This window comes from Janibacter sp. A1S7 (assembly GCF_037198315.1).
Lineage (GTDB): Bacteria > Actinomycetota > Actinomycetes > Actinomycetales > Dermatophilaceae > Janibacter > Janibacter alittae.
In genome coordinates this window covers 1180237-1202262 of the sequence record NZ_CP144913.1, presented here as the reverse complement: position 1 = coordinate 1202262, position 22026 = coordinate 1180237, and the positions used below count along the sequence as shown (strand labels likewise).

At 71.6% G+C, this 22026-nt stretch carries 16 protein-coding genes and 1 riboswitch; of the genes, 4 read left to right on the top strand and 12 right to left on the bottom strand.

Annotation, left to right across the window (positions count from 1 at the left end):
* Window positions 1-11: 11 nt before the first annotated feature.
* The 4 genes from V1351_RS05785 to mraZ all read right to left on the bottom strand — a co-directional run bounded on the left by V1351_RS05785 (window position 12) and on the right by mraZ (window position 4270).
* A complete protein-coding gene (locus V1351_RS05785; RefSeq protein WP_338751610.1) occupies window positions 12-2069 on the bottom strand; it encodes a peptidoglycan D,D-transpeptidase FtsI family protein in 2058 nt (685 codons plus the stop codon).
* A 37-nt stretch (window positions 2070-2106) separates the two neighbouring features.
* Window positions 2107-2631 (bottom strand): hypothetical protein, encoded by a 525-nt coding sequence (locus V1351_RS05780; protein ID WP_338751608.1) that lies wholly within the window; start codon window positions 2629-2631, stop codon window positions 2107-2109.
* Entirely contained in the window at window positions 2628-3659 is a 1032-nt protein-coding gene (rsmH, locus tag V1351_RS05775; protein WP_338751606.1) for a 16S rRNA (cytosine(1402)-N(4))-methyltransferase RsmH, read from the bottom strand. The genes V1351_RS05780 and rsmH overlap by 4 nt, the downstream gene beginning before the upstream one ends.
* Window positions 3660-3838: 179 nt before the next feature.
* Window positions 3839-4270 carry a division/cell wall cluster transcriptional repressor MraZ gene (gene mraZ / locus V1351_RS05770; protein WP_338751604.1) on the bottom strand — a complete coding sequence of 144 codons (432 nt, stop codon included), beginning with the start codon at window positions 4268-4270 and terminating at the stop codon, window positions 3839-3841.
* 326 nt (window positions 4271-4596) lie between these two features.
* Here mraZ and V1351_RS05765 point away from each other — a divergent pair, with 326 nt between their 5' ends.
* The 3 genes from V1351_RS05765 to V1351_RS05755 are packed head-to-tail and all read left to right on the top strand — an operon-like array spanning window position 4597 to window position 9092.
* Window positions 4597-5589: an AAA family ATPase gene (locus V1351_RS05765; protein ID WP_338751602.1), complete on the top strand. Its 993-nt coding sequence runs from the start codon at window positions 4597-4599 to the stop codon at window positions 5587-5589.
* Between the two features lie 3 nt (window positions 5590-5592).
* Entirely contained in the window at window positions 5593-6801 is a 1209-nt protein-coding gene (locus V1351_RS05760; RefSeq protein ID WP_338751600.1) for a DUF58 domain-containing protein, read from the top strand.
* Window positions 6798-9092 (top strand): DUF3488 and transglutaminase-like domain-containing protein, encoded by a 2295-nt coding sequence (locus V1351_RS05755; RefSeq protein ID WP_338751598.1) that lies wholly within the window; start codon window positions 6798-6800, stop codon window positions 9090-9092. The genes V1351_RS05760 and V1351_RS05755 overlap by 4 nt, the downstream gene beginning before the upstream one ends.
* Before the next feature lie 72 nt (window positions 9093-9164).
* Here V1351_RS05755 and V1351_RS05750 read toward each other — a convergent pair whose 3' ends face one another.
* The 6 genes from V1351_RS05750 to V1351_RS05725 all read right to left on the bottom strand — a co-directional run bounded on the left by V1351_RS05750 (window position 9165) and on the right by V1351_RS05725 (window position 15320).
* Complete coding sequence (locus V1351_RS05750) at window positions 9165-10835, bottom strand: RNA polymerase sigma factor (RefSeq protein WP_338751596.1); 1671 nt, start codon at window positions 10833-10835, stop codon at window positions 9165-9167.
* A 210-nt stretch (window positions 10836-11045) separates the two neighbouring features.
* Window positions 11046-11447, bottom strand: a complete 402-nt coding sequence (locus tag V1351_RS05745) for a universal stress protein (protein WP_338751594.1) — start codon at window positions 11445-11447, stop codon at window positions 11046-11048.
* A 112-nt stretch (window positions 11448-11559) separates the two neighbouring features.
* On the bottom strand, window positions 11560-12702 hold the full coding sequence (gene metX, locus V1351_RS05740; protein ID WP_338751592.1) for a homoserine O-acetyltransferase MetX: 1143 nt from the start codon (window positions 12700-12702) through the stop codon (window positions 11560-11562).
* Between the two features lie 15 nt (window positions 12703-12717).
* Window positions 12718-12827: riboswitch (SAM riboswitch) on the bottom strand.
* A 59-nt stretch (window positions 12828-12886) separates the two neighbouring features.
* Complete coding sequence (locus V1351_RS05735) at window positions 12887-14026, bottom strand: DUF4192 domain-containing protein (RefSeq protein ID WP_338751591.1); 1140 nt, start codon at window positions 14024-14026, stop codon at window positions 12887-12889.
* A 91-nt stretch (window positions 14027-14117) separates the two neighbouring features.
* The gene (locus V1351_RS05730) at window positions 14118-14531 is read right to left on the bottom strand and encodes a YkvA family protein (RefSeq protein ID WP_338751589.1); all 414 of its coding nucleotides are present in this window, start codon (window positions 14529-14531) and stop codon (window positions 14118-14120) included.
* Between the two features lie 39 nt (window positions 14532-14570).
* Entirely contained in the window at window positions 14571-15320 is a 750-nt protein-coding gene (locus V1351_RS05725; protein WP_338751587.1) for a hypothetical protein, read from the bottom strand.
* Between the two features lie 111 nt (window positions 15321-15431).
* Between V1351_RS05725 and V1351_RS05720 the strand changes: the two genes are divergently transcribed.
* Entirely contained in the window at window positions 15432-17102 is a 1671-nt protein-coding gene (locus V1351_RS05720) for a DNA polymerase (protein WP_338751585.1), read from the top strand.
* On the opposite strand, the gene V1351_RS05715 is transcribed toward V1351_RS05720, so the two are convergent.
* Window positions 17103-18017: a proteasome assembly chaperone family protein gene (locus V1351_RS05715; protein ID WP_338751583.1), complete on the bottom strand. Its 915-nt coding sequence runs from the start codon at window positions 18015-18017 to the stop codon at window positions 17103-17105.
* Between the two features lie 165 nt (window positions 18018-18182).
* On the bottom strand, window positions 18183-22022 hold the full coding sequence (gene hrpA / locus V1351_RS05710) for an ATP-dependent RNA helicase HrpA (protein ID WP_338751581.1): 3840 nt from the start codon (window positions 22020-22022) through the stop codon (window positions 18183-18185).
* Window positions 22023-22026: the final 4 nt, after the last annotated feature.

Here is a 22026-nt window from a genome sequence, read left to right as displayed (position 1 = left end):
GATCGACGACCTTACCCTCCGCCGGGGGCGCCCCGGTCACGCAGGAGGTCAGGGTCGTCCATGTCGGGCTTGCCGGGCGGCTCGGTACGCACCTTCGGGGTGCGCTGGTCCTTCGGGGTCGGCGGGACCTTCTGCTTCTGCAGGGCGTAGGTCATGACGTCCTTGAACACCGGCGCGGCGACGATGCCGCCGTAGTACCCCTTGATCGGACGCTGCAGGATCACCGAGACCACGAGCTGCGGGTCGTCGGCCGGCGCGTAGCCGATGAAACTGGCGGTCTTGCCGGAGTAGCCACCGGAGTCGGGGTCGTAGCGGTCCGCCGTCCCGGTCTTGCCGGCGACGCTGTACCCCTCGATCTGCGCCTTGGGGGCGGTGCCCTCCTCGGAGACGACGCCCTCGAGCATCCGGGAGACCTGGTTGGCGGTCGTCTTCGACACTGCTCGGGTGCGCTTCGCCTCCTGCGCAGGCTGCCAGTTGCCCTCCTCGTCCTTGATCGCGTCGACGAAGGTCGGGCTGAGCCGCACGCCGTCGTTGGCGATGGCCTGGAAGACGTTGGTCACCTGGATCGCGGTCGTCGAGACGCCCTGGCCGTAGGTCACCGTGTACCGCTGCGAGCCGTTCCACTCCTCGGCCGGCGGCAGCAGGCCGGCGGACTCCCCGGGGAAGCCCGACCCGCTCCGGGAGCCCAGACCGAAGCGGCGCAGGTACTCCTCGAGCGTTGTGGGCGACATGGTCTCGCCGATGAGCATCATGCCGGTGTTGCTCGACTCGGCGAGCGCACCGGCAACGGTGCGGTACTCGTCCGGATGGGGGTGGGAGTCCTTGAGCGTGGCATTGCCGCGACGCATCGAGCCCGGGAGGAGCATCGGCGACATCGGCGTGATCGTGCCCTCCTCGAGGCCGGCGGCGACGGTCATGATCTTCGCGGTCGAGCCGGGCTCGAAGACGTCACTGAAGGCGAGGTTGGTGTAGACGCCGTCCGCATCGGCCAGGTCGTTGGGGTCGAAGGTCGGGTACGAGGCCAGGGCGACGAGCTCACCGGTGTTGACGTCCTGGACGACGATCGTGCCGGAGAGCGCCTGGGTCTGCTCGACCTGGTTGGCCAGCGCGTTCTGCGCATACCACTGGATGTCGTTGTCGACCGTCAGGCGGATGTCGCGCCCCGGTCGGGCGGAGTCGATCTCGTCCGAGGCGTTGGGCAGCCGGGATCCGTCCTGGGCGATCTGGTAGGTCGCCCGGCCGGGATCGCCGGTGAGGACGTCGTCGAACTGCAGCTCCAGGCCGGCGCCGGCGCTCTGGTCCTGGGGCTGGACGAACCCGACGAGCGAGGCGACGGTCGTCGACTGCGGGTAGGTGCGCTGGGAGGTGCGCTCGGAGTAGATGCCGGGGATGCCCAGGTCGTTGATCCTGCGCCAGGTCAGGGGCGAGACGTTCTTGGCGAGGACGACGTAGCGCTCCTGCCCCGTCATCACCTCCTGCAGCTCCCCGGCCGACTCGTCGAGCAGCTGCGCCAGGTCCTGGGCCGCGCCCTCGACCCCGACCTCGGTCAGCTCGCCGTCGACGGTCTTCTCGTACTCGGGCACGGCCGTCTGGTCGACGGTGACCGTGCGCCGCTCCTGGCTCTGGGCGAGGACCGTGCCGTTGACGCCGTAGATCGTGCCGCGCTGGGCCGGGATGGTCTCGGTGTGCGTGCGCTGCGCCAGGGCATTGGCGGCGACCGCCTCGGAGTCGAATCCCTGGATGCGCAGCAGCTGCGCGGCGAAGAGGCTGAGCACGATCAGCGAGGTGACCATCAGGGCCCGCATGCGGGCCCGTGAGTTGCCCGGGCCCGACGGCGCTGCCGCGACGGGCTGCCGCGGGGCCGGTCGCTTGGTCGTCGCCTTCTTCGCCGTCGCCCCTCGCGCAGCCGGTCGACGAGGTGCCGTCTTGCCTGCGCCGGCCTTCTTGGCCGTGGCCTTCTTGGACGTGGCCTTCTTGGCTGTGGGCGCGGTTCGCCGGGGGGCCGCCCCCTTCGCTCCGGGCGTACGGCGGGGCGAGGACCCACTGCCGCCGGGTCGACGCTCGGTCACGGGCGCTGCCTCTCTGCGTCGCGGGTGGTCGGGTGGGTCAGTCGGTGCCGGTCCTGGAGGCGTCCGACGGCTCGTCCGATGCCTTGGCCTCCCCGTCGTCCGACGTGGTCTTCGACGACGTCTGCTCCTCCACGGTGGCCGTGGATGCTGCGTCCACGGTAAATCCCTCCGGCTTCTCCGCGAGCGTCGCCACGCCGAGGATCTGCCCCTTCTCGATGTCGATGAAGGCGGCGGTGTCGCTGGGCGCCATGCCCAGGGCACGGGCCTCGGTGGCCAGGTTCTGCGGGGAGGAGTGACTGTTGATCGACTGCTGGAGGGCCGCCTGGGTGTCGGCGAGCTCGGCGGTCCTGGCCTCGAGCGCGGTGACCTCGAAGGAGTCCTGGGCCATCGCGGTGTTCAGCCCCAACACGGCGGCCAGGCCTGCGAGCAGCAGCGCGACGCACAGGACGGGGAACCAGGCAGAGCCGGTCCGCTCCTGCGGGATGACGACGCGCAGCGAGGGACGCCGCGCGCCCGAGGTGGAGCGCTTGGCGACGGTGGTTGCCACGGACATCTGGCTCATCTCACGGTGCCTTTCGTGGGCCTGGGGGCTGTGGTGCGCTCGGCTGCGCGCAGGCGCACCGAGGCGGATCTGGGGTTGGTGTCCAGCTCGGTCTGCGTGGGCCGGAGGGCGCCGCGGGTGAGCAGTCGCAGCTCGGCCCGGTGCTCGGGCGGCTCGACGGGCAGGTCGGGAGGCGCGGTGGAGGTCGCGCCGGCGGCGAGGGCCCGCTTGGTGATGCGGTCCTCGAGGGAGTGGAAGGACAGCACGGCGATCCGACCGCCGATGGCCAGGCGGCGCAGGGCCACGGGCAGCGCCCGGCTCCAGCCGGCCAGCTCCTCGTTGACCTCGATCCGCAGCGCCTGGAAGGTGCGCTTGGCCGGGTGGCCGCCACCGCGCTGGGTGGCCATCGGGATGGTGCTGCGCAGCAGCTCCACGAGGCGTGCCGAGGTGGCGAAGGGGGCGACCTCCCGCTCCCGGACGATCGCCGCGGCGATCCTGCGGGCGAAGCGCTCCTCGCCGTACTGGGAGAGGACGCGGGCCAGGTCACGGGCCGGGTAGGTGTTGAGCACGTCGGCGGCGGTCATGCCGACGCCCGGGTCCATCCGCATGTCCAGCGGGGCGTCGTGTGCGTAGGCGAAGCCGCGCTCGGTCTCGTCGAGCTGCAGGGAGGAGACGCCGAGGTCGAAGAAGGCCGAGGTGACGGTGTCGATGCCCAGGTCGTCGAGGACCGTGTCGATCTCGTCATTGGTCGCGTGGACGAGGGTCACGCGGTCACCGAAGCGGGCGAGCCGCTCCTTCGCGAGCTCCAGCGCCTGCGGGTCGCGGTCGATCCCCACGAGGTGCACGTCGGCACCGGCTGCCAGGACCGCCTCGGCGTGGCCGCCCATGCCCAGGGTGCCGTCGACGTGAACGAGCCTGCCGGCGCCCGGTGACGGCGTCGAGAGGACGGGTGAGAGCAGGTCGAGGACCTCGTCGAGCATGACGGGGACGTGCCGGGCACTGCCCTGCGACACGGGTCGAACTCCACCCGGGGTGTCTGCGTCGGCCACCGGCACTCCCTTCGTCATCTCGTCGTGTGTGGTCGGTGGTGGTTGCTGTGGGGACGTGGGGTGATCTCCGGTGTCTCGTCCATGTCCATCAGCTGCCACCTGGTCCCCATCCGGGACGTTCCGGCCCGGGGGAAGTCGGGTCGGTGCCGTCACGGCTGGAGGCCGGATGGCAGCTGCGATCACATGAGTCCGGGGATCACCTCCTCGGACTGGTCGGCGAAGGCCTGCTCGGTGCTGGCCAGGTACTCGTTCCACGCGGCGGTGTCCCAGACCTCGACCCGGGAGCCGGCCCCGATGACGGTGCAGTCGCGGTCGAGGCCGGCGTACTCGCGCAGCGCGGAGGGCACGGTGACCCGGCCCTGCTTGTCGGGGATCTCGTCGCTCGCGCCGGAGAGGAAGACGCGCATGTAGTCGCGGGCGGCCTTGCTGGAGGTGGGGGCCTGCTGGAAGGTCTGCGTGACCTTGACGAACTCGTCCATGGGGAAGACGTAGAGACAGCGTTCCTGGCCGCGCGTCATCACGAGTCCACCGGCGAGCTTGTCGCGGAACTTCGCGGGGAGGAAGAGGCGCCCCTTCTCGTCGAGACGAGGGGTGTGCGTCCCGAGAAACATCGCGCCACCTCCCCTACGAATCGATCCGAATGCCACCACCGGCTTCCTTGATCCCCCACTTTACTCCACCAAGCGCCAAAACACACTCTCCGCACGGGAAAATGTGCGGCGAGATGCCTAAGTTTTCGCTGGCACAGAGGGGGTGGTGCAAAGTGGGGGAAAATTTCCGATCGCGCCCGCCCCTCCGCCGCTCCGAGGGATGTCGGGGTGGCCGGCCCGGCAGGTTTGCGGGGCCAAGGGGCGGGTGTGCGCCGGTCAGCCACGTAGGCTCGGGGAGTGTTGGAGCGAAGTGGGGGACGCCCGGGAACCCACGGATCGGAGTCGTGGTGACGCTGAGCAGGGAAGGCACTGCTCCCGCGCAGAGGCCGAGCGAGGACCTCGAGCACGTCGTGGCGGTGGGCACGCGGCTGGCCGAGGCGATGAACGGCGTCATCGAGGGCAAGCCGGACGTCGTGCGCACCGCGATCACCGTCCTCCTGGCGGGAGGACACCTGCTCATCGAGGACGTGCCCGGCGTCGGCAAGACGATGCTGGCCAAGACCCTCGCCCGCAGCATCGACGCCTCGGTGCGGCGGGTGCAGTTCACCCCGGACCTGCTGCCGAGCGACATCACCGGCGTGAGCATCTACAACCAGGAGTCCCGGCACTTCGAGTTCCGCCCCGGAGCCGTCTTCGCCAACGTCGTCGTCGGTGACGAGATCAACCGTGCCTCGCCCAAGGCGCAGTCGGCCCTCCTGGAGTGCATGGAGGAGGCACAGGTGACCGTCGACGGGACCACCTACCAGCTCCCCGACCCCTTCATCATCATGGCCACGCAGAACCCGGTGGAGATGGAGGGCACCTACCCCCTTCCCGAGGCCCAGCGCGACCGCTTCATGGCCCGCCTGTCCGTGGGGTACCCGACGGCCGCCGCCGAGGTCGACCTGCTCGACCACCACGGGGCGCGATCCCCGCTGGACGGGCTCGAGCCGGTGACCGACGCCGAGGGGATCGTCCGGCTCGTGCGCGCCGTCCGCACCGTGTACGCCTCCACCGCCGTGCGGCAGTACGTCGTCGACCTCGCCGCCGCCACCCGCACCAGCTCCCAGATCCGCCTCGGCGCGTCGCCCCGCGCCACCCTGCACCTGCTGCGGGCCGCTCGCGCACACGCCGCCCTCACCGGACGTGACCACGTGCTGCCGGACGACGTCCAGGCGCTGGCCACCGTCGTGCTCGAGCACCGACTGCTGCTGAGCAGCGAGGCCCGGCTCGCCCGCCACTCCGCCACCGACGTCGTCGCCGAGATCGTGGACCGCACGCGAGTGCCCGGCCCCCGCTGACCGATGACCCTCCGTGGACGCGTCTTCGTCGGGGCGGGGGCGCTCATCGCCCTCTGCGGCATGGCCCTCGGGCTGCACGACCTGACGAGGATCGGGGCCCTGCTCGTCGTCCTGCTCCTGCTGGCCTCCCTCCTGACCCGACGCCCCGTCTCGCTCGAGGCGGGCCGCTCCCTCTCCCCCGCCCGCGTCCCGATCGACGGGCACGCCGACGTCACGCTCACGGTCCGCAACACCGGCCGGACCACCTCCCCCCTGCTGCGTGCCGAGGAGGGTCTGGCGTACGCCCTGGGCGACCGGCCGCACCTGCTGATCCCCCGGCTGCGGCGGGACGAGGAGCGCGCGCTGCACTACCGGGTGCGCTCCCACGTGCGCGGCCACCACACCATCGGACCGCTGTCCGTGCGCGTGAGCGACCCCTTCGGCCTGACCACCCGCTCGGTCGCCGTCCCGGGCCACGACGCGCTCGTCGTCCTGCCGCGCACCCTGCCCCTGCTCCCCGTCCTGGGCGTGCCCGGAGGCAGCGGCGGTGAGTCGGCGTCGTCACCGCGGATGGCGCTGCACGGCGAGGACGACTTCGGGGTGCGCGAGTACCGGATCGGCGACGACCTGCGTCGCATCCACTGGCGCTCCACCGCCCGCACCGGGGAGACGATGGTGCGACAGGACGAGGAGCCCACCCGGCGTCGCGCCCTGGTCGTCCTCGACGACCGCGCCTGCGTGCACGCCGGGACCGGCAACGGAGGTTCCTTCGAGTGGTCCGTCACCGCCGCCGCGTCCATCACGGCGCTGCTGCTCGGGGAGCGCTTCGAGGTCCACCTGCACCTCGCCTCCGACGAGGGCGGGCGAGCCGTCCCGCTGGAGAACCTCGACCTCGCCCTCGACCGGCTGGCCGCCGTGCAGCCGGCAGAGCGGACATCGGCGCAGCACATGGTCGAGGCGCTCGAGGACTTCGCCCAGCACGGTGGTGGGATCGTCGTCTGCGTCATCGGCGCGCTCACCCAGGAGGACGCCGAGCTGTGTGCCGCACGCGCCGCGCACGGGCTGGCCCTGGTCGTCGACCGGGGTGGTTTCGGTTCGGGCAGCACCGACGCCGCCGACCTGACCGCGCAGCGGCTGGCCCTCGGCGGATGGCACAGCTCGGTCGTGCACCCCGGTGACCAGCTCCCCCGGCTGTGGGAGCAGCTGGTGGTCGGACGGGCGGCGCACCGATGACCTCGCAGACGCACGGTGTCGCCGCGTCGCTCGCGGCCATGGCCACCATCGTCGTCGCGATGCCGCTGACGGCATTCTTCAGGGACTCCGCGTGGCTGCCGCCAGCAGTGCTCGGTGTCCTCCTCGTCACGGTCACCGGCATCGTGCTGCGTCGGCTCACGCGACGGGCCGGGGTGACCATCCTCGGTCAACTCCTGGTGGGGACGACGTACGTCCTGGCCACCCAGCTCGGTGGAACCACCGTCTACGGGGCCGTGCCGACCGCCAGGACGGTGCCGCGTCTGCTCAACTACGTGCACGACGCCCGGGAGACGATCACCACCTACGCGGCCCCCGCCCCGGAGAGTCCCGGGGTGACCGTGATGCTCGTCATCATCGTCGTCGTCGTCGGGCTGGCCGTCGACATGTCGGCAGCGACGGCCGCGGCACCCTCGGTCGCGGGGCTCCCGCTGCTCTCCCTCTTCCTCGTCTCCGCGGCCAACTCCGGCGGCGCCCTGCCCTGGGGCTGGTTCGCCGTGGGTGCCGTGCTGTGGTTGGCGATGGTGGCCCTCCAGTCCGACCGGGAGCTGCGGGAGTGGACGACGGCCGTCCCGCGCATGACAGGTGGCTCGGACGTGGCGGACGTCGCCGAACGATCGTCGCGGTGGCAGGCCGTTCAGCTGACCGCGGTCTGCCTTGCCGGCGCCGTGCTGATCCCGGCGGCCCTGCCCCACCTGCCCACGCGCTACGTCCTCGACGGGCTCGGAGCGGGAGGTGCCGGATCGGCCCGCTCCACCGACGGCATCCGCCTGTCGACCGAGCTCGACCTCAAGCGCAGCCTCACCTCGCCGAGCGAGGAACCGGTGCTGCGGTACACGACCGACGACCCGACGCCGGAACCGTTGCGGATCGCTGTGGTCACGGACTTCGAGGACGGCTTCGGGCGGATGCGCTCGGACGCGCTCCCGCCGCGCGCGGGCTTCCGGCTGCCTGCCCCGGCCCCCGCCGCCGACGACAGCATCTCCCGGGAGGACCGCACCATCACCGTCGGGGCCAACGGTGTGGCCGCCCCGCAGATCGCGCTGCCGCGCCACCCCACCACGGTCGACGTCGGTGGCATCCCGTGGGCGCTCGGCACCGACGGGACCGCCCGGGTCCAACGCACCCCGAGCAGCTATTCGAGCACCTACGTCGAGCTGGACCCGCAGGAGGAGGACTTCGGCACGGGCGGGTCGCAGTCCTCGGCCGACGCCGGTGCGTACACCGATGAGAACCTCGCGCTCGACCCCGCGTCGGCCGAGGCGATCCACGAGCTGGCCCTCTCTCTCGTCCCGGAGGATGCCGACGACCTGGGAGCGGCCCAGGCGTTCCAGGAGTACCTGCGCGGGTCGCAGTTCACGTACGACCTGGAGATCCCCGACCCCCCGGGATCCCCCGACGACCCGATCCTGTCCTTCCTCGAGACGAAGGTCGGCTACTGCCAGCAGTTCGCCTCGACCATGACCCTGCTCGCACGGGCCCACGGCATTCCCGCCCGGGTGGTCGTCGGTTTCCTGTCCGGCACGGCGTCGGGCACCGACGAGCGCGTGATCCGCGCGAGCGACGCCCACGCCTGGCCGGAGCTGTACTTCCCGGGAGTCGGGTGGACGCGCTTCGAGCCGACCCCGGGTGCCCGCGCCGCGAGCGTGCCGTCGTACTCCATCGCCATCGAGCGTGACGGAGTCGAGCCCACGGACGAATCGACGACCACGAGCGAGAGCGCGACCACCACGACGACGCAGGCGTCACCGACGCCGCAGGACCCGACCGCGACCGACCAGCCCGGCGAGGCGGAGACCTTCCCGTGGCGCACGTGGCTGCTCGGCCTCCTGCTCGTCGTGGCCGCCCTGGGTCTCATGCCGGTCAGCGCGTGGGTGGCGCGCCGACGCGACCGTGCCACGGCCGACGACGCCGCGGCCCGGATCGAGACGGAGTGGCAGGACCTGCTCGAGCGGCTCGCCGACCTGGGTCTGCGCCCGCCCGTGGGGGCCACACCACACCGCGTCGGTGACTGGGTCAGCCGTCACGGCTACCTCGACGAGCCGACCCGTGAGCAGCTCGACCACGTCGTGCTGACCGTGGAGCGGGCGCGCTACGGTCGTCCCGACCAGCAGCTGCCCGACATCCGCGCAGAGGTCTCCGCGATCGTCGGGGAGGTCCGCGGGCAACGGATGACGAGCTCACGCCTGAAGGCGAGCCTGTGGCCCCGCGCCGGTGTCGAGGCCTGGCTGTCGCTGCCGCAGCGACTGGCCGAGGCGGCCCGCCGGCGCTGAGCCACGAGATCTCCGGGCACGACGAAGGGGGGTCCACCATCGCGGTGGACACCCCCTTCGTCGTGGTGGTGCTCAGTCCAGGTAGTCGCGCAGGACCTGCGAACGGCTCGGGTGGCGCAGCTTGCTCATCGTCTTGCTCTCGATCTGGCGGATGCGCTCCCGGGTGACCCCGTAGACCTTGCCGATCTCGTCGAGGGTCTTCGGCTGGCCGTCGGTCAGGCCGAAGCGCATCGAGACCACGCCGGCCTCGCGCTCGCTGAGGGTGTCCAGGACCGAGTGCAGCTGCTCCTGCAGGAGGGTGAAGCTGACCGCATCGGCCGGCACGACCGCCTCGGAGTCCTCGATGAGGTCACCGAACTCGGAGTCACCGTCCTCGCCGAGGGGGGTGTGCAGCGAGATCGGCTCGCGACCGTACTTCTGGACCTCGACGACCTTCTCCGGGGTCATGTCCAGCTCCTTGGCCAGCTCTTCCGGGGTGGGCTCGCGGCCGAGGTCCTGGAGCATCTGGCGCTGCACGCGAGCGAGCTTGTTGATGACCTCGACCATGTGCACCGGGATGCGGATGGTGCGGGCCTGGTCGGCCATCGCGCGGGTGATCGCCTGCCGGATCCACCACGTCGCGTAGGTGGAGAACTTGTAGCCCTTCGTGTAGTCGAACTTCTCGACCGCACGGATCAGGCCGAGGTTGCCCTCCTGGATCAGGTCGAGGAAGAGCATCCCGCGACCGGTGTAGCGCTTGGCGAGTGAGACGACGAGACGCAGGTTGGCCTCGAGGAGATGGTTCTTCGCGTTCTTGCCGTCCTGGGAGATCCACCAAAGCTCGCGCTTGAACTTCATGTCGATCTTCTCGGCGGTGGCCAGCTTCTCCTCCGCGAAGAGACCGGCCTCGATGCGCTTGGCGAGCTCGACCTCCTGCTCGGCGTTGAGCAGGGCGACCTTGCCGATCTGCTTCAGGTAGTCCTTGACCGGGTCCGCGGTGGCGCCGGCGGTGACGACCTGCTGTGCGGGGGCGTCGCCCTCGTCATCGTTGCTGATGACGAAGCCGCCCTTCTCGTCGGTCTCGTCACGCTTGGTCCGGGAGGTGTCCTTGGGGTCCTCGCCGAGTACCTCGTCCTCGCCCTCTTCGGGCTCCTCGGCCGTGGTGGTCGTCGGGTTGGAGGCGGCGCTCTTGGCCGCGGCCTTCTTCGCGGCGGCCTGCTTGGCGGGCGCGACCTTCTTCGGCGGGGCTGCGGCGGCGGCCGCAGTCGTCTTGGTGGCAGCCGTCTTCTTCGCGGTGGTCTTCTTGGCCGCAGCCTTCGTGCTCGTCGGGGTGGCCGTGGTCTTCTTCGAGGCGGCCTTCGTGGCGCTCGTCTTCTTCGCGGGCGTCTCGTCGGCCTGGGCGTCCGTGGTCTTCTTCGCGGCGGTCTTCGTGCTCGTGCCGGCCTTCGTGGCACTCGCCTTCTTCGCCGGCGTCTCCGTCTTCTTGGCAGCCGCGGCCTTCTTCGCGGGGGCCTTCTTGGCCGTCTTCTTCGCGGCTATGGACTTTGGCACCTGAACCTCAATTCCCTGGTCGTCGAGCGCACGCAGGACGGCCTTTCCCCGGCTGGGGCTGATCTTGGCTTCGCTGAATGCAATCTGCAGCTGGTCCGGCGTGACCAGTCCTGCGGTGTGTCCTTGGCGCACCAGCTCCTGGAGCGCCGGGTGCGAGAACTCCTTGGGGAGGGAGCCCTGCGCCCCATCGGACCGTGGGGACACAGCAGTCACCAACAACCTTTCGTCACGGCGGATTCCGCCGGGGCACTTCGGAGGTGGCGTGTCCCCGGTGTCCCGACTTGCCCGGACGCTGTGCGTTGGGCTCGGTCACCATTATAAAACGTCGCCCCCGTGAAGGTGTACACGAGGGTCGCCCCGAGGGCATATGCGGCCGGGGCGCCTCCCGCGGGGAAGCGCCCCGGCCGGGGTGGAGTCCATCGCTCAGCGGGCGGCCGCCTTCACGGCGAGCACGTCGCACGGCGCGTCGAGCAGGACACGCTGCGCGTTGGAGCCGAGGATCAGCTTGCCGACGGGCGTGCGGCGACGCAGGCCGATGATGATCAGCGATGCGTCGGTCTCCTCGGCAACGGCGATGAGGTCCTCGGCCGGCTCCTTGCCACGCACGAGCCCGCGGACCTCACCCTTGACGTCGGCGTCCTCGAGGCGGGCCCCGACACGGCGCAGGTCGCTGTCGTTCTTGCGGGCCGCGTCGCCGCTGAGACCGGCACCGCCGCGATCGGAGTGGATGACGGTGAGCGGCTCATTGCGCAGCTTGCACTCCTCGAAGGCTCGCTCGAGCGCGGCCTCGCCCTCCTTGGTCGACACGTATCCGACGACGATCATCTTCTGCTCCTCGGGACAACTCGCTGATGGGAGATCTTGGCCGAACGCTACACCGCCACTGCGTGACCTGTCTCACGCGGGCAATGGCGTGGCGACGATCGGTTGCGTGGGGTCAGCGCCTGCCTGGCGCGACCACGACGGACCGCAGCAGGTCGGCAACCTGGTCCACCTCCGTGAGGAACCCGTCATGGCCCACCACGGAGGTGATCGTCACCAGCTCGGCGCCCGGCTTGGCCTCGGCGAGTTCCTCGGACAGGCGCGGCGGGTAGAGCCGGTCGGAGTCGACCGGGGCCACGATCAGACGGCCGGCGAAGGGGGCGAGGGCCTCGCGCAGATCCTCGCGTCCGCGGGCGAGGTCGTGGGAGTTCATCGCCTCGGACAGCACGGCGTAGGAGTTGGCGTCGAAGCGACCGGCGAGCTTGCCGCCGTGGTGGTCGAGGTAGCTCTCGACGGCGTAGCGCGGTCGACCGTTGTCCCCGGCGGGCTCGTCCCGCACGTCGCGGTCGAAGCGCTGGTGCAGCTCGGGCTCGCTGCGGTAGGTGATGTGCGCGATGCGCCGGGCGATGCCCAGGCCGACCTCGGGCCCCTGCGGCTGGTCGTAGTAGTCGCCGCCCGCGAACCACGGGTCGTTGCGGATCGCGAGGATCTGCGCCTGGCTCCAGCCGATCTGCTCGGCCGTCGCGTAGCCGCTCGTCGCCAGTGCCACCGCGGTGGCGACGCGGTCGGGATAGCTCGCGACCCACTCGAGGGTGCGCATGCCGCCCATGGACCCACCGATGACGGTGTGCCACGTCCGGATACCCAGCTCGTCGGCCAGTCTCGCCTCGGCGCTGACCTGGTCGCGGATGCTCACCCGGGGGAATCGGCTCCCCCACGCCCGACCGTCGGCGGCCGGGGCGCCGGGGCCGGTGCTGCCCTGGCACCCACCGAGGACATTGATCGCGACCACGAAGAGCTCGTCGGTGTCCAGTGGCGCACCGGAGCCGATGAGGTCGGGCCACCAGCCGGCCGTCGGGTGGCCGGGACCGGCCGGCCCGACGACGTGGCTGTCTCCGGTGAGGGCGTGCTCGACGAGGATCGCGTTGTCGCGGGCCTCGTTGAGTCGACCCCACGTCTCGTAGGCGAGGACCACATCGGGCAACCGGTCGCCGGACTCGAGGTCGAGGTCACCGATGGTGACGAACTTCCGGCGGCCGGGGTGGTCTCCGTCTCGCCAGGAACCCGAGGACGTCGGGGGCCTGGTGGTCACGCTCATGTCGAGGACTCCCGGGGCTCGCCTTGCCACACCCCCACGGTGCAGCCTGGTCATCACCCGGGGCACCCCGTCGCGAGGAGGGTTGCCGGCCAGCAAGCCGGGGCTTGACGCTGGCACTCATGACCTGTCCCCAACCATAGCCATTGAGGCGACGAGGATCGAGTGGGGTCCGCACACCGGACCCTCAGGCGGCCTCCCCCGCGACCGGGCCGCCGGGTCGGTCCCAGGGCCGCACCCCTGCGGAGAGCAGACGCAGCATCAGTTCGGCGAGGCGGTGGTCCGGGTCGATCTCGAGCGCCCGCTGCAGGCAGATGCCGGCGATCGTCCCGTCCCCCACCCACCAGGCGAGGTGGGCGACCAGGGTCAGGACCGGCGGCGTCGCCCCCGACGGCAGCAGTCGGGTCAGCTCGATCAGACGTGAGCGCACGGCGAGCACCTCCTCGTGCCACTGCTGGGGCGAGGCGTCCGGCCCGTCGTCGTCGGTGAGCCACGGGCACCACCGCGCGGCGAGCATCGCGGCGTCGGTCTCCGGACCCACGCTCTCGGCCATCGGCATCGCTCCCGGGCACAGGATGCCCATGAGGGCGTCCCGCCAGATCACGTCGTGGAGCGAGGCCGCCAGCCACGCCAGCGCCTCGTCACCGAACAGCTCGACGGCCATGGCGTCCGGACGCGGGTCGAGAAGCAGGGTCCACCACGCGAGGACGTCCTCGCCCCGGTCCAGCCAGTGCACCGGGGGACGGGTCGGCCCACCACCGAAAATCTGCGTGCTGCCGGTGTACCCGAGCGAGGCAAGGCGCAGGCTGACGGAGCGGGCCCGCTCCTCGTCCCGCTCGGGCAGCACTCCCGCGACGATCGCCTCGCGGCTGGGCAGGGGCGCGACACCGGCGTGGACGAAGGCCGCGATCGCCGGCACGTCCTCCGGCCGCGGGAGGGGCTGCCCGCCCTCGGGGCAGCAGCTCTGCCGGCAGTCGGGCGAGTACCACCGGCCGTCACGCACCACGACCCGCTCGTGGACGTGGAGTCCTTCTGCCACAGCGGCCTCGAGCATGGCCTCCGACAAGGGGTCCGAGTCCCCGACACCGTCCTCGTGGGCGATGACGATCACCGCGGTCGCCGCCTCGCGGGCGACGATCGCCATCGCCTGCCGGGCAGCGTCACGGCACTCGTCAGGGTCGGTGTGTAGGTCATGGCGCTGGACGAGCCCCAGCCGCTTGTCGTGCAGGACGGTCACGACGACCGAGGGTCCGGGGTGGTAACCGAGTTGGTACGGGAGCAGCACGGCGAGCTCGGCAGGGTCACGGGGGCGAACTGTCGTTGTCATGCCCCGAATCTGCCGCGGAGCACCAGCCGGGGGCAGGCCCCCTTCGCCGCCTGTGGATGAGCGCCGGCGGTCGCTCCGGCTGTGGAGCCGGTCAGTCCGGGACGACGTAGGAGGGCACCGTCCGCGCCCCACGGTCGGCGTGATCCCGGCCGTGCTGTGCCGCCCACGCGGCGGCGTCCCGCTCCCAGACGATGAAGTCCTCCGTCTCGCGCAGGAGCACGGTGGCAACCCACCCGATGACGAGGACGTCGTCGACGAGGCCGACCACGAGCAGGAGGCCCTCGGGGACGAGGTCGATCGGCGAGACGACGTACCCGATCCCGGCGAGCAGCATCATCAGCCGCGTCGAGGTCAGGCCGGTGTACTGCCCCGACCGCACGGCCCGGACCATCCGTGGGACGGCGCGCATCCGCGCCCACAGGCTCGGGGCTCCCGGGGTCGCGGATGCCTCGCGCAGGGCGTGGGCGAGGCGGGCAGCTCGGTACGTGCTGGGGCCGACGGGCATCGGGTCACCTCCGGGTGGCGGACACCAGCAGGCTACTCCTCAGCCGGTCACGGCGCGTCCCTCGTCGGCGGGCGGGAACTCCTCACGCACGTGGTCGGCGAGCTGCTTGAGCAGCCACACGTCCATCCCCGCACCGACGGCACCGCCGACGAGCGGCACGGCCTTGCCGAACCGGGCGAAGACCCCCCTGCCCGTCCGGCTGAGGATGCGGAAGCCGACGGCCTTGTTGACCATCATCAGCGCCGGGCCGGACAGCTGCTGCGACGCGAAGCCGGCCAGGCGGCCGCTCGGGACGGCCATCCCGGCCTTGGCCAGCAGGTCCTGCGCGTCGGCGCCGACGAGGCTGAGCAGGGCGGCCGAGCGCACCTCGCCGCGGGCCAGGTCATGGCCGCGCACGTGGGCGACGGCCGCGGCCATGCGCGTGGCGAGGACGTAGAAGCCGAAGACGTTGGCCGGGAGCGCGACGACCATCGTGGCGAAGCCGCCGAGATTGGTGATGAAACCGCTGGCACCGGCGAGCTTGATGTGGTCGGCGACGATCCGGTCGATGGCCCGCTCGGCGTTGCCGCCGGACTTCAGCAGGGCGGCGTCACCGACCGCGACGGCCGAGTCGAAGCGACCGCATCCCTCGATGCCGACGTCGAGCAGCTGCTGCACGAGATGGACGACCGCGCCGTTGGCACCGGCCTGCTCCTGCGGGTCGCGGGCCTGCTCGAGGGCCGGGCGGCTGTCCCGGGAGCCATGCTTGCCCTTGCTCCGCCCGAGGCCGAGCGTGTCGGTGAAGCCCATGTGACGTCCTTTGGTGGTGCGGGCGGTGTGTCACCGTCGATCCTGCCATGCAGCAGCTGCAGCGACCGTGCGCGGGAAGGAGTGTCACATCACGCCGGTAGCCTCGCTGCTGTGGAGGATCTCGGGGCCGTCGTCATCGGTGTGGACGGCGTCGGCGCTGTGCTGCCTCCGCACTCCCCTGCGGTGCCCACGACCGACCTCGCATCGCTCGTGGCAGCGCTCGATCCCACCATCCGGTGGGTGACGTGGTCGGCCGACGCGGTCGCGCCGGCCATCCGCACCGGCGCGCGTCTGGACCGCACGTGGGACGTCGCGGAGGGGCACCGCCTCATCCATGGTGGATGGGCGGCCGGGCCCGAGGTGGCCTGGGCCGCCGCGCACGGCCTGGACCCGCAGGGGGTGCCCAGTGCACCCACCGGGGACCTCTTCGACCTGCTCCCCGACGAGCTGCCCCCGGAGGACCTGATCCGTCCGGACGGGCACCTGCGCGCGGACGCGGTCTCCGGCGCGTGGTTGACGACACCGCAGCGGTGTGCCGCCTTCGCGGACGCGGCCCGGCAGGTCGCTCGCCACCAGCACGAAGCCAGGTCCGCCACCGGTCCTCGTGCGGTCGCCACGGCATGCGCCGAGTCTGCTGCCGCGGTCCTGTGTGTCGAGCTGGAGGCCGCCGGCCTGCCCATCGACCGGGAGGCTGCGCGCCGACTGGTCACCGCGGCTGCCGGCCCCGAGCCGCACGACGTCGCCGAGGAGCTCGCGTCCCGGCAGGTGCGCGACGCACCGGTCCTCGCTGCGCTGCCGGGCACGGGTCACGTCGACCTGCGCAACCCGGCCCAGGTCAAGACGATGCTCGCCCGCGCCGGCGTCGACGTGCCCTCGACCCGCAAGTGGGTCCTCGAGGCCCAGGTGAGCGCCCACCCGGTGGTCCCGGCGCTGCTCGAGTGGCGCAAGAAGGAACGGATCGCGACCACCTACGGCTGGCGGTGGCTGCGCGAGCACGTCGGCAGCGATGACCGGTTGCGCGGCCGGTGGGCGGCCTGCGACGGCGCGGCCGGCCGGATGACCGCGCAGGCCGGGCTGCACAACCTGCCCGCCGAGCTGCGGTCGGCGGTCGCCGCCGATGACGGCTGGGTCTTCGTGCGCGCCGACCTCGGGCAGGTCGAGCCGCGGGTGCTGGCGGCGGTCTCGGGCGACCCGGCCTTTGCCGCGGCGACCCGCGAGGACGACCTCTACTCCCCTGTCGCCGCGCAGCTGGGGGTGGAGCGCTCGATCGCGAAGATCGCCGTGCTCGCGGCAATGTACGGCCAGCGCTCCGGCCCGGCCGCGGAGGCGCTGCGCGGGCTCGAGCGGGAGTACCCGGTGGCGATGGCGCACCTGCAGCGGGCGCAGGAGGCCGGCCGGCGCGGGGAGCCGGTGGTGACCTTCGGCGGGCGTCTCGTGCGCACGGACCATCCCGGCGGTGGTGGCAACGAGCATGACGGGGGCGAAGCCGTCTCCGCTGCACGCGGCCGATTCGCGCGCAACGCCGTGATCCAGGGGTCGGCGGCCGAGCTGTTCAAGGCCTGGGCGGCGACCGTGCGGGTGGCGGTGCGCCCCCTTCCCTCCCGGATCGTGCTGTGCCTGCACGACGAGCTGCTCGTCCACGTCCCGCAGGAGCACGCCGAGCAGGCCGCGGCAGCGGTCGACCAAGCGCTCACCGACGCGGCACGGCGCTGGCTGGGCGGCGAGCAGGTGCGCTTCGTCGCCGACACCTCGCTCGTGCGGCGGTGGTCCGAGGCGACGTAGCTACTGGGAGTCGGAGGAGTCGTCCCGGGTGCGCAGGAAGTCCTCGAACTCCGCGCCGAGTTGGTCCGCGGAGGGCAGGTCCTGCCCCTCGCCGGCGAGCAGGCTGGGCCGCTCGAGCCCGCGCAGGTGCACGTCGTACTGGCGCTCGAGCGCCTGGACGGCCTCGCGGACCTCGTCGTTCTCCTCGACCTCACGCTCGATCTGCAGCCGACCCTCGCGGGCGGCCTCCGCGAGTGCGTCGTTGGCCAGGTTGAGGCCGGTGACGTCGACGATCGCGTTGAGCGCGGTCAGTGCCGCGTCGTGGAAGGTCGACTGGGCGAGGTAGTGCGGCACGTGCAGGCTGAAACCGACGGCATCGCGGCCGGACTCCCCCAGCCGCAGCTCGAGCAGGGCGGCCAGGCTCGCCGGGACCTGGACGGTGCCGAAGACCGGCTTGTGCTCGCCGATGAGGCGCTCGTCGCTGCCGTGGACCGTCATGCCGACCGGCCGGGTGTGCGGCACCGCCATGGGGATGCCGTGGGCGTGCACCGCCAGGGTGATTCCGACTTCGTCCATGAGCGTGGTGACCGCGCGGATCATCGCCTCCCACCGGTAGTCCGGCTCCGGACCGGTGAGGATGTAGTAGCTCTGCCCGTCCCGGTCGTCCAGGCGGTACAGCACCAGCGCCGGGTCGTTGTAGTCGGTGTACCGGTTGGCGTCGAAGGTCACCACCGGCCGCCGACTGCGGTAGTCCACGAGGGAGTCCACGTCGAAGGATGCGACGACGGTCGGCTCGCTCACCTCGAGGAGGTGGTCGACGAGGAGGCGCTGGGCCATCCCGGCGTCGAAGAAGCCGTCGAAGGCGACGATCATCGGCCCCGGCTCGAGGGAAGCGGGATCGGTGTCGACCTCGTAACGGTAGAGGCGCTCGGCCACGTCAGGTCCTCCTTGTCGGTTCTTCATCCATTGTGTCAACATCCGCGCCGGTGGAGCCATTCCATCCGCGGAGCCCCGACGAAGTGCTGCTGGCAGCACTTCGTTGAGTCAGCAGCACCTCGTGCTGCGGCTGGCAATACGAACTCGAGCCTGCAGCAGTTCGTATCAGGTGGGGACCGCGGCGATGGCGGCGCGCACGCGTTTCGCGGAGACCGAGTAGGCGGTCCCCAGGGACTGGGCGAAGAGGGAGACGCGCAGCTCCTCGATCATCCAGCCGATGTCGACGACGTCCTGCGCCCGACGACGAAGGGGGGTCAACGCCTCGAGCAGGTCGGCGTAGGCGGACTCCACGGAGTCGATCGCCTCCCGGTGGCCGGCGTCACGACGCGGGTTCTCCGCGGCCCGCTCCAGGCGGACGAGGATCCCGCGCAGGTAGCGGCGCAGGTCGGGCAGCCTCGCCACGCCGGTGTCGGCGATGAAGTCGGGTCGCACCAGCCCGTCGAGCTGGGCGCGGGCATCGGCCACGGTCGCCGTCAGCGTCGGGGCCTGCATCCGGTCCAGCAGCCGCAGCACCTCGCTTCGCTGGGCGAGCACCGGCTCGACCTCGGCGACGATCGTCAGCACCCGCTGGGCGACGTGCGTGCGGGTGGCGGCCAACGCCTCCTCGAAGGCGGCGTTGGTGCGCACCGGCCCGTCGACGTGCTGGGCGACGATGTCGTCGACGGCGGCGGCGAGCGCGTCCTCGAGGAGCGTGGGGACGGAGCCGTGCGGATTGTCCGCGAGAGCGAGCTTCTGCGCATTGGTCAGGCGGGCGAGGACGCGCTTCCAGGGTGGGCTGGTGTTCAGCAGGAGCAGGCGGCGCACTCCGTCGCGGTGCGCGGCACGGGCCTGCTGCTCGTCGGGCAGCACGCGCAGGGCGACCGATCCCCCGTCGTCCACGAGGGCGGGGTAGCCGACCACGGTGTGCTTGCCCGCCCTGGTGGTGAAGGTCTCCGGCAGGTCGTCGATGTCCCAGCCGGTCAGGCCGGTGCGCTCGATGGAGGCGCCGGCGCGCGACATCCGCTGCTGCAGGTGGCCGGCCATCTGCTCGGCGAGCTCGGTGAGGTCCTTGCCGCGTCCGAGGCGCCGACGGCGCTGGTCCTCGACGGCGAAGGTCACGCGCAGGTGGTCCGGGACCTTCGTCCAGTCCCACTCCCCCTCGTCGATGCGCACCCCGGCACGTCGGCCCAGAACGCTCGACAGCTGACCGGTGATCGCAGTCCCGGCGTCCGGGTCGAGCTCGGCCAGGGCGGCGCGGGCGTGGTCGGGGGCGGGCACGAGGTGGCGGCGCGTGGCCTTGGGCAGGGACTTGATCAGAGCCGCCACGAGCTCGGCGCGCAGGCCCGGCACCTGCCAGTCGAAGCCGTCCGGGGTCAGCTGGTTGAGCACGGCGACCGGCACGTGCACGGTGACGCCGTCGTCCTCCTGGCCGGGCTCGAACTGGTAGGTGACGGCGAGCTCGAGGCCGTCGCTGCGCCAGCGCTTCGGGTAGTCGCTCGTGCTCACCGCCTCGGCGCCGGTGCGGGTGAGCAGCTCCTCGGTGAGGGTGAGCAGCTCGGGCTGCTCGTGGCGCGCCTTCTTCCACCACGAGTCGAAGTGCGCGCCGGAGACGATCTCCGCGGGGAGGCGCTCGTCGTAGAACGCGGCGATGTCCTCCTCGTCGACGAGCAGGTCGCGGCGGCGGGCCCGCTCCTCGAGCTGCTCGAGGCGGCGCACCAGCGTGCGGTTGGCTGCGAGGAAGTCGTGCCGGCCGTCCCAGTCGCCCTCGACGAGCGCGTGTCGGATGAACAGCTCCCGGCTGACGACGGGGTCGATCCTGCCGTAGGAGACAGGTCGACCGACGACGAGCGGCACGCCGAAGAGGGTCACCCGCTCGGTCGCCAGGACCGACGCGGCCTTCTTGCTCCAGCGCGGCTCGGAGTAGGTCCGCTTGACCAGGTGGGCGCCGGCCCGCTCGGCCCAGACGGGGTCGATCCGGGCGCTCGAGCGGGCCCACAGCCGCGAGGTCTCGACGAGCTCCCCCGCCATGACGAAGGGGGGTTGTCGCTTGAAGTTGGTCGTCCCCGGCTGGATGGAGAAGCGGGCGCCGCGGGCGCCGAGGTAGTCGCGCTTCTCCTCGTCCCGCAGGCCGACGTGGCTGAGCAGGCCGGTCAGCAGTGCCTGGTGGATGGTGTCCCAGTCCGGCTCGGCGTCGTGGGCGACGGTGCGCTGCCTGGTGTCGAGCTTGCGCTGCTTGGCGGCGCGCACGAGCTGGGCGTGCAGGTCCTGCCATTCGCGGATGCGCAGGTAGTGCAGGTACTCGCGCTTGCACATCCGGCGGAAGGCGCTGCCGGACAAGGCCTTCTGCTGGTCCTTCAGGTAGGTCCACAGGTTCCACCAGCCGGCGAAGTCCGACCCCTCCTGCCGGAAGCGCGCGTGCTGCTGGTCGGCCTGCGCACGCTTGTCGACAGGCCGTTCGCGTGGGTCCTGGATCGACATCGCGGCGACGATGACCAGTACCTCGGTGGTGCAGCCCAGTCGGTCGGCCTCGATGAGCATCCGTCCCAGGCGCGGATCGAGCGGCAGTCGGGCGAGGGTCTTGCCGGTCGGCGTCAGGCGCCGGCCGCCGCCGCGCCGCCCGCGGGTGCCCCCCTTCGCCCCCGTGGGCGCGGTCCGCTCGGTGTCGACGGCCTGCAGCTCCTGCAGGAGGCGGACGCCGTCGGTGATCTGGCGCGCATCCGGTGGTTCCACGAAGGGGAAGCGGGCCACGTCCCCGAGGCCGAGGGAGGTCATCTGCAGGATGACGCTGGCGAGGTTGGTGCGCAGGATCTCCGGGTCGGTGAACTCGGGGCGCGACTCGAAGTCCTCCTGCGAGTACAGGCGGATGCAGATGCCCTCGGCGATGCGCCCGCAGCGGCCGGCGCGCTGGTTGGCCGAGGCCCGGGAGACGCGCTCGATCGGCAGGCGCTGGACCTTGGTGCGCTGGGAGTAGCGCGAGATGCGGGCCGTGCCGACGTCGATGACGTAGCGGATGCCGGGCACGGTCAGCGAGGTCTCGGCGACATTGGTGGCCAGCACGATCCGGCGCCCGGGGTGCGAGGAGAAGACCCGGTGCTGCTCGGCCGCGGACAGCCGGGCGAAGAGCGGGACGATCTCGGTATCCGGCAGGTGCATCGACGTCAGGGCCTCCTGCGCGTCACGGATCTCCCGCTCGCCGGAGAGGAAGACGAGAATGTCTCGGACGCCATCCGCTGTGCTCGTTGACTCCGTCCACAGCTCCTCGACGGCCCGGCAGATGCCGGTGACCTGGTCGATGTCACCATCACCGTCGCCGTCCTCACCATCGTCTTCACCCAGCGGGCGGTAGCGGACCTCGACCGGGTAGGTGCGCCCGGACACCTCGATGATCGGGGCGGGCTCACCGTCGGCGTCGCGGAAGTGGGCGGCAAAGCGCTCGGGGTCGATCGTCGCCGAGGTGATGATGACCTTCAGGTCGGGTCGGCGCGGCAGCAGCTGCTTGAGGTAACCGAGGATGAAGTCGATGTTCAGCGAGCGCTCGTGCGCCTCGTCGATGATGATCGTGTCGTAGCGGCGCAGCTCCCGGTCGCGCTGCATCTCGTTCAGCAGGATGCCGTCGGTCATCACCTTGACCGCGGTCGCGTCGCTGCTGTGGTCGGCGAAGCGCACCTGGTAGCCGATGAGCCCACCGAGCTCGACCTGCATCTCGTGCGCGATGCGCTCGGCGACGGACCGGGCGGCGATGCGACGGGGCTGGGTGTGCCCGATCTGGCCGGTGGTGCCGCAGCCGACCTCGAGGGCGATCTTGGGCAGCTGGGTGGTCTTGCCGGACCCGGTCTCTCCAGCGACGATCACGACCTGGTGCTCGCGGATGGCCTCGGCGATGTCGTCCCTGCGGGCGACGACCGGTAGCTCCTCGGGGTAGTGCAGGTCCTCCGCCGCAACGGGTTCACGGACGGGGGTGGGCATGGCG